The organism is Pseudomonas sp. SWRI68 (genome assembly GCF_014269165.1).
GTDB lineage: Bacteria > Pseudomonadota > Gammaproteobacteria > Pseudomonadales > Pseudomonadaceae > Aquipseudomonas > Aquipseudomonas capeferrum.
Genome location: NZ_JABWRU010000005.1, coordinates 208,191 through 224,659 on the forward strand (window position 1 = coordinate 208,191; position 16,469 = coordinate 224,659).

Annotated in this window: 14 protein-coding genes; all 14 read left to right on the forward strand. The window is 59.9% G+C overall.

The genetic code is table 11. The annotated features are described in order from the left end of the window. On the forward strand, positions 1-543 hold the full coding sequence (locus HU770_RS10550; RefSeq protein WP_156310325.1) for a pilus assembly protein: 543 nt from the start codon (positions 1-3) through the stop codon (positions 541-543). Further along, positions 530-1,093 (forward strand): type 4a pilus biogenesis protein PilO, encoded by a 564-nt coding sequence (pilO, locus tag HU770_RS10555; protein ID WP_033697594.1) that lies wholly within the window; start codon positions 530-532, stop codon positions 1,091-1,093. The genes HU770_RS10550 and pilO overlap by 14 nt, the downstream gene beginning before the upstream one ends. After that, positions 1,093-1,617 (forward strand): hypothetical protein, encoded by a 525-nt coding sequence (locus tag HU770_RS10560; protein ID WP_186659168.1) that lies wholly within the window; start codon positions 1,093-1,095, stop codon positions 1,615-1,617. Before pilO ends, HU770_RS10560 begins: the two co-directional genes overlap by 1 nt. Next, positions 1,614-3,479 carry a secretin N-terminal domain-containing protein gene (locus HU770_RS10565; RefSeq protein ID WP_186663626.1) on the forward strand — a complete coding sequence of 622 codons (1,866 nt, stop codon included), beginning with the start codon at positions 1,614-1,616 and terminating at the stop codon, positions 3,477-3,479. The genes HU770_RS10560 and HU770_RS10565 overlap by 4 nt, the downstream gene beginning before the upstream one ends. Beyond that, a complete protein-coding gene (locus HU770_RS10570; RefSeq protein WP_033697600.1) occupies positions 3,476-3,949 on the forward strand; it encodes a type II secretion system protein in 474 nt (157 codons plus the stop codon). The genes HU770_RS10565 and HU770_RS10570 overlap by 4 nt, the downstream gene beginning before the upstream one ends. Positions 3,950-3,954: 5 nt before the next feature. Further along, complete coding sequence (locus HU770_RS10575; protein ID WP_186659163.1) at positions 3,955-4,329, forward strand: type II secretion system protein; 375 nt, start codon at positions 3,955-3,957, stop codon at positions 4,327-4,329. Continuing rightward, entirely contained in the window at positions 4,304-4,831 is a 528-nt protein-coding gene (locus tag HU770_RS10580; RefSeq protein ID WP_186663627.1) for a type II secretion system protein, read from the forward strand. The genes HU770_RS10575 and HU770_RS10580 overlap by 26 nt, the downstream gene beginning before the upstream one ends. Then, positions 4,828-5,229: a curli production assembly/transport protein CsgE gene (gene csgE / locus HU770_RS10585; RefSeq protein WP_033697604.1), complete on the forward strand. Its 402-nt coding sequence runs from the start codon at positions 4,828-4,830 to the stop codon at positions 5,227-5,229. Before HU770_RS10580 ends, csgE begins: the two co-directional genes overlap by 4 nt. Beyond that, positions 5,226-5,639, forward strand: coding sequence for a curli assembly protein CsgF (locus tag HU770_RS10590; protein WP_033697605.1), 414 nt, complete (start codon positions 5,226-5,228; stop codon positions 5,637-5,639). The genes csgE and HU770_RS10590 overlap by 4 nt, the downstream gene beginning before the upstream one ends. A gap of 33 nt (positions 5,640-5,672) precedes the next feature. Then, on the forward strand, positions 5,673-6,524 hold the full coding sequence (locus tag HU770_RS10595) for a CsgG/HfaB family protein (RefSeq protein WP_186659155.1): 852 nt from the start codon (positions 5,673-5,675) through the stop codon (positions 6,522-6,524). A gap of 164 nt (positions 6,525-6,688) precedes the next feature. Further along, positions 6,689-8,005: a hypothetical protein gene (locus HU770_RS10600; RefSeq protein ID WP_186663628.1), complete on the forward strand. Its 1,317-nt coding sequence runs from the start codon at positions 6,689-6,691 to the stop codon at positions 8,003-8,005. Positions 8,006-8,622: 617 nt separating this feature from the next. Then, entirely contained in the window at positions 8,623-10,932 is a 2,310-nt protein-coding gene (locus HU770_RS10605) for a hypothetical protein (RefSeq protein ID WP_186663629.1), read from the forward strand. A gap of 40 nt (positions 10,933-10,972) precedes the next feature. Next, positions 10,973-14,257: an RHS repeat-associated core domain-containing protein gene (locus HU770_RS10610; RefSeq protein ID WP_186663630.1), complete on the forward strand. Its 3,285-nt coding sequence runs from the start codon at positions 10,973-10,975 to the stop codon at positions 14,255-14,257. Between the two features lie 298 nt (positions 14,258-14,555). Beyond that, positions 14,556-16,469 (forward strand): sigma-54-dependent Fis family transcriptional regulator, encoded by a 1,914-nt coding sequence (locus HU770_RS10615; RefSeq protein ID WP_186663631.1) that lies wholly within the window; start codon positions 14,556-14,558, stop codon positions 16,467-16,469.

Genomic DNA, 16,469 nt, shown 5'->3' on the forward strand with positions numbered 1-16,469 from the left:
ATGCGCCGCCTCGACCTGGAATTCCAGCCCCGGCGCAGCGGCGCCTTGGCCTGGTCGCTACTGGCCCTGGGTTGCGCCGTGGTGGCCGCCCTGGTGGTGCTGCAACAACGCCTGCAAGTCGAGCAGGTCGACCTGGAAGGCCGCCTGCACAGCCTGGAACTGCAACTGGGCCGGCGCCCGGCCACTGCGGCCCCGCAAAGCAGTGCTGCCAGCCGCGAACAGGCCGAGCGCCTGGCGCAGATGCGCAGTGTCTCGCAGCAGCTGCAACGGCCTTGGCAGCAGCTGTTCGCCATGCTCGAAGCGCAGCCGCAGGACGATGTCGCGCTGCTTGGCCTGACCCCGGATGCACGCAAGGGCCAGGTACGCATCGCCGCCGAGGCGCGCAACCTGGAGGCGATGCTGCAGTACCACCAGCGCCTGGAGGCCAGCGCCGAGCTCAGCGATGTTTCCTTGCTCAACCACGAGGTGATGGTGGGCCAGCCGGAGCACCCGGTGCGTTTCACCCTTACCGCTACCTGGGAGACCGGCCATGCGCGTCCCTGACCCGCTGAGCAGCCTGATCATGCAGGAGCGTCTGCGCCGCATCGGCCCGGTGGGCCTAGCCGCTGTCGCCGTTGGCCTGCTGGCCGTCGGCGTGGCATTGGCCGCTGTGTTGCCGCACTGGCAAACCGTGCGCGAACTGCGCGCGAGCGAGGCGGATGCCAGCGTGCAAGTGGGGCGGGTGCAGCGGGGCGAGCTGAAGATCGCGGTCAAACCCGAGCAGCAGGCCCTCGACACGCTGCGCCAGCAACTGCCTGGGCAGCCGCAGGCCAGCGAGCTGATCGAGCGCCTGTATCACCTGGCCAGTGCCGAGCACATCAGCCTGGCACGCGGCGAATATGCCTTGGGCATCGACCCGAAAACCCAGTTGGCGCGCTACCAGATCGTGCTGCCGGTGCGCGGCAGCTATCCGCAGATCCGCGGCTTCCTCAAGGGCCTGCTGGGCCAGCTGCCAACCTTGGTGCTGGAAGACCTCGAGCTGCAACGCAAACGCATCGGCGACAGCGAGCTCAACGCCCGCCTGCGCATGACCCTCTACTTGTCGAGGTCGTGATGAAGACTCAACGTGCGGTGATCTGGGCCGGGTTTCTAGGGCTTTCTGCCGCGTTGGCGTGGGCGCCGGAGCATTGGTTCGGCCAAGAGGACAGTGTGGGGCTGTTCGCGGGCAAGCCTGCTGCTACAGGTTCTGTGAGTACCCCTGACCGTGTGGAAGCGGACACATCGGGGCGCGGAGCTGACGCGAAGGGGTCGCAACGGGTCTCTACCGATCTGTTCCCGAGCCAGCGCTGGAGCAAACCGCAAACCCTGGCCACCGTCACCGAACAACCGGTCATCGCCGCGCCTGTGGTGGTTGCCGCGCCCACCGCCCCGGCGCTGCCCTTCCAGTTCGTCGGCCGCCTGGGCGATCGCGACGACCTGCAGGTGTTTCTGCAGAGCGGCGAAAAACTGTACGTCGTGCGCCAGGGCGACGTCATCGAAGACACCTACCGCCTCGATCGGGTCTCGGCCAATGAGCTGGACCTGGTCTACCTGCCTTTGCACCAGTCGCAGACCTTGTCTGTCGGGAGCGCACCATGAAGTCGTCAAAGCTGTGCAAGCCTGCTCCGTTCCTGCTTCTGGCGCTGTGCGTGGCCATCGCAGGCTGCGGCTCCAGTGCGGTACGTGAAGACAGCGCAGAACTGATGAAGGAGGGACAGTACGAAGCCGGGATCGCGCGTCTGGAAGAGGCCCTGCGTGAAGACCCGCGCGACACCAAGCTGAACATCGCCCTGGCCCATGGCCGCCAGGCGGCGGTCGAGGCGCTGCTGAGCCAGGCCGACAGCGACCGCATCCGCCACGATTTCGCCGGTGCGCGCATGGGCTATGGCCGGGTGCTGAGCATCGAACCGAACAACCGCCGCGCCCAGGAAGGCATCCGCCAGCTGGAGCTGATCCGCACCCTCGACGAACGTGTCGCCCTTGGCCAGGCGGCCCTGCGCCAGGGCGACCTGTTCGGCGCCGAGCGCTACATGCGCGAAGTGCTGCGCCTGGACCCGCAGAACCAGAAGGGCATGACCCTGCGCAGTGACATCGAGAACGTCCAGGCGCGCACCGCGCAGCCGTTCCCGCAGCTGCGCAGCAAGCTGGAACGCCCGGTGACCCTGGAGTTTCGCGACGCCAACCTGAAGACCATCTTCGAAGTGCTGTCCCAGGTCGCCGGCATCAACTTCATCTTCGACAAGGACCTGCGCCCGGACATGAAGGCCACCATCTTCGTTCGTGACGTGCGCATCGAGGACGCCGTGGCCCTGCTGCTGGAGCAGAACCAGCTACGCCAGAAGATCGTCAACGACAACACCCTGATGATCTACCCCGACTCGCCGCAAAAGACCAAGGACTATCAGGAACTGGTCATGCGCACGTTCTACCTGACCAGCATCGACGCCAACACGGCGCTGAACATGGTCAAGACCATGCTCAAGACCCGTGACGTGTTCGTCGACGAGCGCCTCAACACCCTGACCATGCGCGACAGCCCCGATGCCGTGCGCATGGCCGAAAAGCTGCTGCAGTCCCAGGACCAGTCCAACCCCGAGGTGGTGCTGGAAGTGGAGGTGATGGAGGTGGCCACTTCGCGCATCCTCGACCTCGGCCTGCAATGGCCCAACACCTTCGGCGTGCTGACCTCCGACGGCAAGTCGGTCAGCGTGCTCGACCAACTGCGCGGCATCGACTCCAGCCGCATCAGCATCTCGCCGGCGCCGCAGGCCAAGATCAATGCCCAGGACAAAGACATCAACACCCTGGCAAGCCCGGTGATTCGCGTCAGTAACCGCGAGCAGGCGCGTATCCACATTGGCCAGCGGGTGCCGATCATCAGCGCCACCTCGGTGCCTTCGACCCAGGGCCCGGTGATTACCGAGAGTGTCACCTACCTGGATGTGGGCTTGAAGCTCGAAGTGCAGCCGACCGTGCACCTGAACAACGAAGTGGCGATCAAGATCGCACTCGAAGTGAGCAACGCCACCCCGCTGGAAGCCACGCGCCAGGGCACCATCCCGGTCCAGGTCGATACCCGCAACGCCCAGACCAGCCTGCGCCTGCACGACGGCGAAACCCAGGTGCTGGCCGGGCTGGTGCGCAACGACCACAACGCCAGCGGCAACAAGATCCCGGGCCTTGGCGACATTCCCGGCCTGGGCCGTTTGTTCGGCAGCAACAAGGACGACATGAGCAAGTCTGAACTGGTGCTGGCGATCACCCCGCGCATCGTGCGCAACCTGCCGTACCAGAGCCCGTCTGACATGGAGTTCGCCACCGGCACCGAGTCGAGCCTGCAGGTGCGGCAAATGGCGCCACTGCCACCGATGGAGGTGCCGGGCACTGCGCCGTCCAGTGACAAGCCGGTGGTCGAAAGCCAGATGGCCGTAGTGCCCGCCAACGGGAGCCCACGGCCATGAAACGCCGCGTGCAAGGCTTCAGCCTGATCGAGGTGGTGCTGACCCTGGCACTGCTTGGGCTGCTCGCCAGCATGGCCGCGCCGCTGACCGAAACCGTGGTGCGCCGCGGCAAGGAGCAACAGCTGCGCGAGGCGCTGTACCAGATCCGCGATGCCATCGACGCCTACAAGCGTGCCTTCGACGCCGGTTACATCGAAAAGCGCCTGGATGCCAGCGGTTACCCGCCAAACCTGCAGGTGCTGGTCGAAGGCGTGCGCGATGTGCGCAGTGCCAAAGGGGCCAAGTTCTACTTCCTGCGGCGCATCCCCCACGACCCGCTGCTGGCGGCCAAGGATGACGACGAGGGGGCCTGGGGCCTGCGTGCCTACGACAGCAGCCCCGACAGCCCGCGTGAAGGCGAAGACGTCTTCGACGTGTACTCCAAGGCCCGTGGCAAAGGCCTCAACAACATCCCCTACGGGCAATGGTGACGGCCATGAAACGCAGCCAAGGCTTCACCCTGATCGAACTGCTGGTGGTGATGGCGATCATCGCCACGCTGATGACCATCGCCATGCCGCGTTACTTCAACAGCCTGGAGAGCTCCCGCGAGGCCACGCTGCGCCAGAGCCTGGCGGTGCTGCGCGAGTCGCTGGACCACTTCTACGGCGACACCGGGCACTACCCCGATTCGCTGGAGCAACTGGTGGAGCTGCGCTACCTGCGCAGCACCCCGGTCGACCCGATCACCGAACGCAGCGATGCCTGGCAACTGCTGCCGCCGCCAGAGGGCGTGGCCGGCGGCGTGGCCGATATCAAAAGCGGTGCTACAGGGAGGGCGCGTGATGGCAGCCTCTATGCCGAATGGTAAGGCCTGTGCCGGTTTCACCTACCTGGGTGTGCTGCTGTTGATTGCGGTCAGCAGCGTGGCCTTGGCCGCCACCGGGACAGTCTGGTCGAGCGTTGCCCGGCGCGATCACGAGCGCCAGTTGCTGTGGGTGGGCAGCCAGTATGCCCAGGCCCTGCGCAGCTACTACCGCGCCTCGCCGGGTTTGGCCCAGTACCCGCAGGAGCTGGCCGACCTGCTGCAGGACAACCGTTTTCCCGAGGCCAAGCGGCACATCCGCAGGCTCTACCCGGACCCGATCACCAACAGCGATGACTGGGGCCTGCTGCGCTCGATCGATGGCCGCATCACCGGCGTACACAGCCGCTCGGATGCCACGCCGTTCAAGCACAGTGGTTTTACCGCCGAGTGGTCGGGCTTCGAAGGGCTGGAACACTACAGCGACTGGCAGTTCGTCGCCGAGCAGGCGTTCGCCGACAGCCCCACCGGTGCCCAGCCCCAGGCCGGCGCGGGAGACTCGCCATGAAACGCCTGGCTGCGCTGTGCCTGAGCCTGCTGCTGGCGGCATCGCCCTGCAGCCTGCTGAAGGCGGCTGAGGAGGACGAGATGATGGGCTTCATCGTCGACAACACCATCTCGCACATCGGCCACGACTTTTACTACTACTTCGCCGACCGCCTGCGTGCCACCAGCCGCCTGGATTTCAACCTGGTGGTGCGCGAACGCCCGGATGCCCGCTGGGGCAGCCTGGTTACCGTGGAGTTCGAGCGCGAAGTGCTGTACCGGCGCTTCCTGCCACCCAACACCACGGAACTCAAAGACGAGGCTGTCGCGGCCGCCGACCTGGTCAAGCAGCAGATCATTCAACGCAAGCTGCAACGCTTGCTGCAGGACACCACCGATCTGGAGAGGGACGAGCTATGAAAACCCGCATTCCCCATTGCATCGCCGCCTGCCTGTTGGCCAGCGCCTGTGCCGCCCAGGCCACGGAGCTGGTGTACACCCCGGTCAACCCGGCCTTCGGTGGCAACCCGCTCAACGGCACCTGGCTGCTGAACAACGCCCAGGCACAGAACGACTACGACGACCCCGACCTCAAGGACCGTGCTTCCGCCTTTTCGGGCACCACGGCCCTGGAGCGCTTCAGCAACCAGTTGGAGTCGCGAATGCTCTCGCAGTTGCTGGACAACATCAGTAATGGCAGCACGGGCAGCATGGCAACCGATGCCTTCCTGATCGATGTGATCGACGACTCGGGTGCCTTGAGCATCAAGGTCACCGACCGCGTCACCGGAGAAATCTCGATCATTGAGGTCAGCGGCCTGAACCCCTGAGAGGGAAGGGCTTTGAGTTGGGGAGAGAACACCATGAAACGTCTGTTGAGCACATTGCTGATCCTCGCCGCCCTGCACGGCCTGCAAGGCTGCAGCCTGCGCGACCCTATGTCGGCCGAACAGGACTCGGAAACCCCGACCCTGACCCCTCGGGCCTCGACCTACTACGACCTGATCAACATGCCACGCCCCAAAGGCCGGCTGATGGCGGTGGTGTATGGCTTCCGTGACCAGACTGGGCAGTACAAGCCGACCCCGGCCAGTTCGTTTTCGACCAGCGTCACCCAGGGCGCGGCCAGCATGTTGATGGATGCCCTGAGTGCCAGTGGCTGGTTCGTGGTGCTGGAGCGTGAAGGCCTGCAGAACCTGCTGACCGAGCGCAAGATCATCCGCGCCTCGCAGAAGAAGCCGGATGTGGCGGAGAACATCATGGGCGAGCTGCCACCGCTGCAGGCGGCCAACCTGATGCTTGAAGGCGGCATCATCGCCTACGACACCAACGTGCGCAGTGGCGGGGAAGGGGCGCGTTACCTGGGCATCGACATCTCCCGCGAATACCGGGTCGACCAGGTGACCGTGAACCTGCGCGCGGTGGACGTACGCACCGGGCAGGTGCTGGCCAACGTGATGACCAGCAAGACCATCTATTCGGTGGGGCGCAGTGCGGGGGTGTTCAAGTTCATCGAGTTCAAGAAGTTGCTGGAGGCCGAGGTGGGCTACACCACCAACGAACCGGCGCAGCTGTGCGTGCTGTCGGCGATCGAGTCAGCGGTAGGGCACTTGCTGGCGCAAGGGATTGAACGGCGGCTGTGGCAGGTGGCGGGAGATGCGGGGGAGGGCAAGGCTACAGTGGACAAGTACCTGAGCCAGAATCAGCAGCCGTGATCCACCTTGAGGGCCCCTTCGCGGGTAAACCCGCTCCCAGATGTGGTTTTACCCGCAAAGGCTGGCCCAGTTTGAAGCACGCCCTGTCATTTCTGCCAGTAGCGGCAAACTGTTACAAGTGAATTAATCGGCGGACATCCCATGGATGACAGAGGAAGTCCGTAATGAGGAACTTATCTCGCCTGATCGCTGCCCTCCTGCTTGGCATTTCGACGCCACCGCTACTGGCCGCTGATGCGACGCGTGTGCTCAACGCACGCGGCGAGACGGCGCTGCATCAACTGAACACGTGGTACAACAGCACCACCGACGACTGCGGTGGGCCGGACAAGCCCGGCTATTTGTGTAGCGGCATCGCGCTGCGTACAACCAGCAGCAGTATCGGATTTTTGCCCTGGGAACCTAGCGACAGCCAGCTGGAAAAGGGAAGCGTGGCGTTTTCCTGGGTGCGCCGCGACAGCAACTTCGGCAAGCCCTTCGGTAACCAGAATGGCTTGACCCTTTACCCTCCGCAATACGCCCCGCCGGGTAGCCTTGCCCATCTGAATGTACTCTGCACGTTTCCCATCAATGCCAACACCAACCAGAGGTCGACCCTGCAGGGCTGTGGCCCGATCAGAGGGTTTGAAGAAACCACCGACACCTGCCAGGCCCTGGCGGTTAATACCGCGCAGCAATGGCTGGCCAGGTATCCGCAGGCTGAAAACTACCGGGTGTGCGGCTGGAATTTGCGCCAAACAGAGGCGGCGTCGGCCGGTGCGTTCAATACTGCTCTACAGGCCCGTCAGGGCCTGAATGATGCGCAATGGGCTGTGAACAATGAAGTGTTGCTGCCGGTGTGGAAGCAAGGCGAAGGGGGAGCGTTGCCGGTGCATTCCTTCTTCTATGTGGAAGGGGAGCGCGAAGCGCTTGCCAAGGCGCAGTATGACCAGCTTCGCTACCAGCAGCTCTACGAGCAACTGGTCCCGGTGATCAATGTGCGATTCCCGACAGACCGGTCTGGAATCATGAGCTTCGGCTATGCCGAAGGGGATCAGGCAGTAGGTCGACCAACGCCCACACCACACATAGATTTCGAAGACGTACAGCCCGGGTCCTGCGCGCGGCTGGTTACCCACGGCGTCGAGTTCCAGCTCGACCGACGAACGAGGGGCGTGAGTGACGGGCCGCATGAGGGCAGCAAAGGCCTGATCAAGGGCCATCACCTGGAAGCAGACTCTACGATCAAGCTGGTACTCGAAGGCGCAGGGCGTCGGCTGGTCACCTTCGCCTGGGGGTGCAACAGCTACTGTGGGGTTCAAACCGCGATAGGCGGTGATTATGAGGATCTGTCGGATGAGGGGCCAGGCGCCATGCGGTACGGCACCAAGGAGATGATCATCGACGGGCCCGAGGTGCTGACCGTGGTGGTCGATACCGAAGAAGATGATGCGATGCTGGTGTTCGACCACCTGACCGTGCGACAGCTCCCTCACAAATAAGGCAGTCGGCCTTCCATAGGGTCAGGTTGATGCCCGTCGCTTGAAACACTCCGCCGACGCAGGCCTCTGTAGGAGCGGCCTTGCGTCGCGAACGGGCCGCGAAGCGGCCCCGGGATCAGCGATGATGCACAAGTCGCAGGGGCCGCCCAAAGGCCTCAACCCCACCCTCCCGGCAGCAGCTGCGACTTGGCTCCTTTCATAGTGCATATGCTTCAGGTGCCCCAGACGCCGGGTATTCGGCTTGTTCCATTTCATAGCGCCTGTTTTCAGATTCTCGCTTACTTCACAACTCGAGGGGCTGAGAGGCGTTCGGCGCAGCACGAGGCAAAGTTCAGCCTAACGCGCATGTGGCTGTCCTCGCGGCGAGCATAGAGACATTAGTGTGGTATTTCTGAAACACCACACTAGCGCTCAGCTGCAATTATCAAAAACAGCAGTTGTCATCTTGGCAAAGGGGCGCAAGGGCGCCTCTGCGGGTTGTCAGCAAAGGTGGGAGCACGAAAAATGTCGGGAGACTACTGTCATTTTTATCAGTTGTCAGGGCGTTGTGTGTCGCGAATGCTGTCATCGCAGCAGGCGGAAAATTCAAGCACTGAATGTCTCAAGAGGTGGATGAAATGACCAACGCGAATAATGCCGTGACAATTGCCAAGGATGTTGAAGGTCTTTATTGTAATTTTCAAAAAATTGATTGCATTAAAGTAAATCCGATGACCGGGAAAGGGGGGTTGAAACTTCCGCTTGCGATGTTAGGTAGTGAAGAGGGTGGGGCGTTATTCGAGCTGGCCATAAGCTCTCCTATTGACAGCCCTGATGTCAGCCTGCTGCCAGTGGGTTCCTGGACGCAAGAATTAAAACTGGTGACGTGGGACGAAGAATGTCGCAGCGGCGAATATGAGTACACGTTGGAATTCGAAGGACTTCTGCATCCGGATGGTCGACGGGTCAGTACGTCTTTGAATAACCATGGGCGCCAAGAGGGCGCTGGTTTTTTGCTGGACGCCAGTGTGTTTGCCCAGAAAAGGGTGGAGTACGCAAACTCCCAAGAACGCCGTGAGCGGCTTGTCGGTGAGGCACAGCTTGACAGCATGTCGGAACATGAGCTTGCCGAGCATCAGCAGGAATACTCTTATTACCATGAGTTGGACGAATGTCAGGTGGCGCTTATCTCAAAAAATGGTGCTATCTACATATTCGATTGTTGCGGTGAAGGGCACCCCTCGGAAGTGTCCAACGTATTGTTGACGCGTTTCGTACCTGCCGTAGGCAGGTCGCTGACTTTTACCTGGGGCGAAAGGCATTCACGCAAGCCACGACTGCTCTCAATCGCCGACGACCTTGAGGATTTAGTGCAGCTTAAGTGGAAATCGGATACGCAGTTTTCAGTAGATGTCTATCCCACCGCTCAGCACACCATCACATACGATATAAAAGTCGAAGAAAACACCTGGGTGGTAAAGGTGCTCGGGGGCGATGCGCTGGCAGAAGAGCAAACCTATCGGATCGATACAAGTAGCGGCAGAATCAATGGCGTGAGCCTTGAGACCCAATACGGTACGGTCAACAAAAAAGCAATGAAAAGGATCGATGCGGAGACATTGAAGTACAAGGGTGAAAAAGTTCAATGTCATACCGTTTCCCTCGCCGATGGCCTCGATGTGCTGAGTCGTGAATATACCTATGAGGTTGATAAGACGACTATTGCGTTCAAGCGAAGCGATACAAAGGTCACGACTCAGGTCCTGGAGTACAAGGACGGCGTGCAGACGTCAGAAACGTTGACATCCGCAAGTGGAGCGACTACTTCCCGGCGTCATGAGGTCGAACTGGATGAAGCGTCTGGCACAGCCACTCTGACAACGACGTGTAAAACCGGCGAGCATGCCGAGCAAAAAAGTGTAATGAAAATCGATGCGCTGGGTAACTTGGTGCGCCTGGAGGAAGGCGGGCAAATTACTGAATGGACCTATTATAAAAATTATAAGCATTATGAGGTGGAGGAATGGAGGGCCGTGCACGCCGAGGCCGGTTTCGGTGCGTGGATGTATCGGGCCTTATTCGGCATGCAATACACCGACTTGTTACCCCTGGAACTGGGTGGCGATCGGGGGTTAACCAGTAGTGTCTGGACGCTCTCGTCGGTTCGTGCATCGCTTGCACATAGCGATTACGGTAAAGCTACATTCAACCTGCCAATAAAGATTGAGTACCCTGGAGACGGCAACGGGCTTGTTGCTCATGTTGAGTCGCAGAAGGTCAGTCACGTGGTCGATGGCAAGCCACAGGTCCAACACGTCACCTATTATGGCTATGAGACCTTGACCCGAGCGTCAATCGACGGCATAGCCACAACGACGCTTGTCGTGCCGACACACCGACTCATGGTGCTAGGGCCCAATTTGGAAAGTGTAGACCTCAGCACCAGACATTTTGAATTGGCAGCAAGCGCTGCGGGGGACTGGCTTACGACATTGGATGAACAGATCAAGAAAGCCTCTTCGGATGACGAGAAGTCAGAATACAGTGCGCAGAAGAAAAATCTTGAAGCGAGCCTGAGAGCACAAAGCGTACTCAATGCTAATGGTTTCAAACTTAAGAATTGGAACGCAACACGGATTCAAGTCGAACGGCTCGAATACAGTGCGGATGCAAGCAAGCCGGATTTCGGTCAGGTCACTTCGCAGACGGTTTACCTGCTTGATAAAACAGGCAAAGAGATAGCCGGTTCACGTAAAAAAACTTCGATTGTCCGTGCTGTGGATGCTCAGAATAAACGACAACGCACCCTTAGCACCACCCTCGAAGTCGGAGGCACTCAGTACGCATCGAGCCAGACAATTACTGGTTATAATGACCAAGTGGTGCAGACAAAAGACAGCAACGCCCTGCAAACCGATTGGAGTTTTACCGACGGGGGGGTTGCTTAAAGGTGAGCAGTACAGCCAAGGCGACGAAGCTTCAAGCAAAATGAAGTACTCCACCGCACTGCTGAGCAATGGGCATATTCGCTATCAGACAATCGACAGCGAAACCAACGCAGGTCAACGTGTGACTGTGGATGCTTTGGGGCGTGAGCAAGAGGTGCGACGTTGTGTAGACGGAACGAATTGGCTGTTGTGGGCAAGCATAACCCGCGATGATAAAGGGCGGGTGAGCAGCCTCGTCGAGTACGATTACGATGGGGCAGGCACGCGACTATCTAGCCAGACTACCCAGTGGGCAGCTGATAAGGACAAGAAACGCTGCACGGTGACACATATACTGCGAGATGCTGAAAATAAAGAGGTTAACCGGAAATCGAAAGTTGTGGCGGCGACCAATGAGGGCACCCGTGTTACCCATGGCTCATTCGAATACAGCAGTCAGTACGACGCTGCGACCCAAAGCCTTACCTTTACCCAAGCTAGCAGCAGTGACAAGACACGCCAATTGAAACGCACCTTGGCGTTTACCTCCGACGGTGCACTCCAATCCTTCACGTCGCGTTCATGCAGTGGCAATAAGGAAACAATCATCAATCAGGTGGCCTATGGCTATAATTCAGCAGGATTGCTCAACAGCAAAACGTCGAATTCGCAGCCGTCATCAACCTACGAATACGATGCATTTGGGCGGGTAACCAAACAGGTTAGTAATGGCATCGAGCTGCGCAGTGAATACTCACAAACCCATCTTAGCCCTGATGCGACCCTGACCACTGTTCACGGAAGCGACGCCGCCGCCATTACCCTGGGCAGTCAGACCCTCGACAGCCTTGGGCGAGTCTCTACCCGCACGGTTAATGGTGTTTCACAGGAATTCAGCTATCCCGGATCCTCCAGATCGAATAATGCTCCTGCCCTCACGGGGCCCGCAGCCATGGCAGGCTACGTGTCGCGATGGAACATGGATACCATTACCTATATTGAAACGTGCCCCGTACACGATAGTTCGTCTGGCGCTAAGGCCGCAACGTTATCAACGTCGTCCCGTTACAGTCTACGCGGTCGGTTGTTGGACGTGACGGATATCGGCGGCACGGTCACCCACTACGCGTATGATGCGTATGGGCGACTGAGCGGTTTGAGCAGCGAGGCATGCAAGACTTCCTTTACCTATGCGGATGACGGCCATCTCAAGGAGGAAATGGTTAAGGATGAGGCGGGCGGTCGCACCGTAACAGTGGCGTATGCTTATGATGAAATGGGTAACGAAACGTCTCGTACCTTCAGCAGCGAAGGGATGCCCACTCATGTCATGGAACGCAAGCTGACATCAGCGGGTAAGTTAAAAGAAAATACGTTGAAGGTAGCCAGCAAAGAGCACTTCAAAGAAACATTTGGGTACGACGTGCAGGGTCGCCTGATCACCTGGAGCACCACGGGCCAAGGGTATGTTCACAATACAAACACTGTCCATGAGCAGGCATTCAGCTACGATGTACTGAGTAATGTTATTTCTAGTAATCTCCAGGCAAGACCTGCTTCGCCCGGCTCCGCCAGTTGGCGTGCACACATCGATCGTGAATTTACTGAAAAAAAACCAGGCTTGCTGAGCAAGCACGGTTCAACCGTCATTAAGAGTGACGATAAGGGTCGATGGAATGGGTTTGGCACCAGTTATTATGAGAATGGGCAAGTCAAAACGTCAGAGTGGCGTGGCAATGTCTATGCTCCCGGCAAAGTGAGCGTGACTTTCGGCTACGATGACCTCGGTCGAATTCGGGGCCTTTATACGGCTGGTAATAATGACTCCGCCCGAGGTTTCCAACTTCATTATCGGGGTGGCAAAGTGTACGCTCGCTCACAGGTAACATCGAACACTACTATGTGGCGCGGTGTCACGCAGCGACAGCTGATTCTGCTTAACGAGAGCCCGGGGTGTTACCTGCAGCAGCGGCGTGATAAGAAGGGTGGAAGTCAGCCGTCGGTATCATGCACGTTCGAACTTCGTGACGCGGCCGGCACTGTGTTCGCTACGGTCGACCAGAAGGGGGCAGTCAGTTACCATACTTACTCACCCTATGGCTACGCTGATGCAGGCGACGAGTGGGAGAATTGGCTTGGCTTCAAGGGCGAGGTGTTGTTACCGGACGACACCTACTATTTGGGCAGCTATCGAGTATACGATCCTAAGTTGATGTCATTTCGCACGCCGGATAGTTGGAGTCCATTTGGAGCCGGTGGACCCGCGGCGTATGCATACTGCGCGGGTGATCCGGTCAACTACCATGACCCGAGCGGTCATCAGGTCGTTGCCCAGTACAGCCGGCAAGAAGCGATACCGGCAATGTATACCAAGGAATTCCGTATCGCGATGTCTGTGCTCAATGTTGTGGTGGCTCCCTTTACGGGAGGCGCTAGCCTAGCTGTGGCAGCCGCGACGACGGGGTTGGCACTGGTAGCGGCCAGTTTTGAAATCGCTTCAGTCATGTTGGAAGACAGCGATAAAGACTTATCAGCTGGGTTGGCTGTTGTAGGGTTCGGTTTTGGTCTGGCCAGCATGGCTGCTGGCATGTCGGGCGGCGCAGCGGCCGCAGCGTCGCGGCCGTCCTCCACGAGATTTGTCCTTAACCGGACAATGGGCGGAGGATCGAACTTTAGAAACTTGAGTCGAGACATCAGGCTCTTTGAAGATGTCCATAAGGGCAGGCCTCGGCTTGTAATTGAAGGGCATGGTGGGCCCGGTTATATCGATGTGAATGGGAGTTCAATGAATGCATACGACTTTCTTGATTATATGGATCACCATAATGTTAATTACCACGGTTATGAGTTAAAGTTGCATGTTTGCGACTCGGCGATTATCAGTAAGTATTCGGGGAGCAGCTTTGCCAGGGACTTAGCCATGAAGCTTGGGGTTGAGGTAAAAGGTTACAGAGGGCCAATGGAAGTCGCTGGGCTGGTTGGGGAAGCTAGGGCGTCAGGCGAGGCCCTGACCAAATTCGATGTCGTGCATACATATCAGGAAATTGTAGATATCGTTGGAGTCGATATTGCGAGGGCCAACTTGCAGCCTAGGAAGGTGGAGTGGGTGTATAAGGATCACGCTTATGTATTGGGTGCGGATGGCAAGCCCATGCTGGAGCGACATGAAAACTTCAAACCTGTTACTTATCATGTTAACCCTAGAAATAGGTGGATGCCGGTCGAACGTATACACACTTTCACTTCGGAGCAGCTAATGAAGCGTTACCTGAAGAACCCCACCATTTACGAAGACCCACTCGGGCGCTCATCTCCGGTGAGGATAGATGACTATGACCTGACGTGAGGGAAGGTGATGGATGCGCAACGGGCGTAGCGCTCGTTGTCTTTCCTTGCTGATGATGCACAAGGCCGTCACCCTGACGGCCTTGTCGTGAATGATCAACTGCGGTCAATCTTGCTTTTTTCACCTGATCGCTGTTGCTCTATAGCGGACCTTTAGACTGTATTTCCCCTGTCTTTACGTGTATGTAAACTTGTGCGACCCTCGTGTTCTTTGATTATGCCCAAGCCTCTTTAATGCAGACTGCGGCGGCACAGTGGCCCATTACACTGCCCGTGCCAGAGCATGCGCTGGAGTACAAATGGCACGACATATCCCCATAATAAATGCCCAAGACCCGCTGCATGAATCCCGCCAGGCCCGCCTGAAGCTGGCCAGCGAAGGCGAGCTGCCGCTGGGGATGCTGCGCGACGAGATCGACGCGTCCTGGCGCCGCAGCCTGGGCCATGGCCTGGATTGCCTGCAGGGCGAGCAGGTCGGCCTAGGGCTGGAGCAGGGCCACGACCTGCGCATGCTGCTGGAGCGCAACCGCCTGCTGGTCGACGCCGTCACCCCGGAACTGGACTACCTGGTGGCACGCCAGGGCAAGGCGGGCATCGTCATCCTCGGCGACGCCCAGGCCAACGTGCTGGCCATCGAAGGCCAGACCCACGTACTCAGCCGCGCGGGCCTGCGCGACCTGCACCCGGGCAGTTGCTGGAGCGAGTCGCTGCGCGGCACCAATGCCATCGGCACGGCCGTGGTGGAAGGCCGACCGACGCTGATCAACTGCGGTGAACATTACCTGGACCGGCTCAGCCCATTCTCCTGCACCTCGGTGCCCCTGCGCGACCCGCGTGGCGAGGTGATCGGCGTGCTCGACATCACCCGCGAAGGGGTGATGGCGCAACCGCAGGACAGCCTGTCGACGCTGATGCTGGCAGCTGGCAACATCGAGAGCCGTATGTTCGGCCTGTGCCACCCGGACCAACTGGTGCTGGCCTTCCACAGCCGCCCGCAGTACCTCAACAGTTGCTGGCATGGCCTGCTGGCACTGAGCCTGGACGGCGAAGTACTGGCCGCCAACGACAGTGCCTGCCAGTTGTTGCAAGTGCCGCGCCTTGAGCTGATTGGCCGGCGCAGCGCGGACCTGCTCGGCGAGCGTTCACCTGCATTCATCGCACGCCTGTGGCAGGGCGGGGTGAGTAGTGTGCAGACGGCCAAGGGGGCGTTCTACTTCCGTGCCCTGCAGCTGCCGCGCCATGGCCGGGTCAATGGCAGTACGCCGGCCAGCAAGCCGACGCTGAGCAAGCAGTCGCCAGCACTCGACGCCCTGGCCGGTGGCGACCCAAGGCTGGCGCGCAACCTGCGCATGGCCCGCCAGGGGCTGGGCAATGGCCTGCCGGTGCTGCTGCTGGGCGAGACCGGTACCGGCAAGGAGGTGGTCGCCCGGGCCTTGCACCAGGCCAGCCCGCGGGCCGACAAACCGTTTGTGGCCGTCAACTGCGCAGCCATCCCCGAAGGTTTGATCGAATCCGAGCTGTTCGGCTACCGCGAGGGCGCCTTCACAGGTTCCCGCCGCGGCGGCATGGTCGGGCGACTGATGCAGGCCCATGGTGGCACGCTGTTCCTCGACGAAATCGGCGACATGCCGCTAGCCTTGCAGGCGCGCCTGCTGCGGGTATTGCAGGAGCGCCGGGTAGCGCCGTTGGGGGCGGGTGACGAGCAGGACATCGATGTGGCGCTGATCTGCGCCACCCACCGCGACCTCAAACGCCTGGTGCTGGAACAGCATTTCCGCGAAGACCTGTACTATCGGGTCAACGGTGTGTCGCTGCGTTTGCCGGCGCTGCGCGAGCGTGATGACCTGGCGCAGATCATCCAAAGCCTGCTGGACAAGTCCGATGCCCGTGGCGTAACCCTGGACCCGGCTCTGACCACATTGCTCGAAGGCTTCGACTGGCCGGGCAACATTCGCCAACTGGAAATGGTAGTGCGCACGGCGCTGGCCATGCGCGAGGACGGTGAACAGGTGCTGACCCTTGACCACCTCACCGATTGCCTGCTGGACGAACTGGCGAGTGGCACGGCGCCCTCCGGTAGCCTCAAGGACAACGAATTGGAGCTGATTCGCGGCGCCCTGGCGCGCCATCAGGGCAATGTTTCGGCCGCGGCTGAGGCACTGGGGATCAGCCGGGCGACGCTGTACCGCAAACTCAAACAGTTGCGCGGCTGA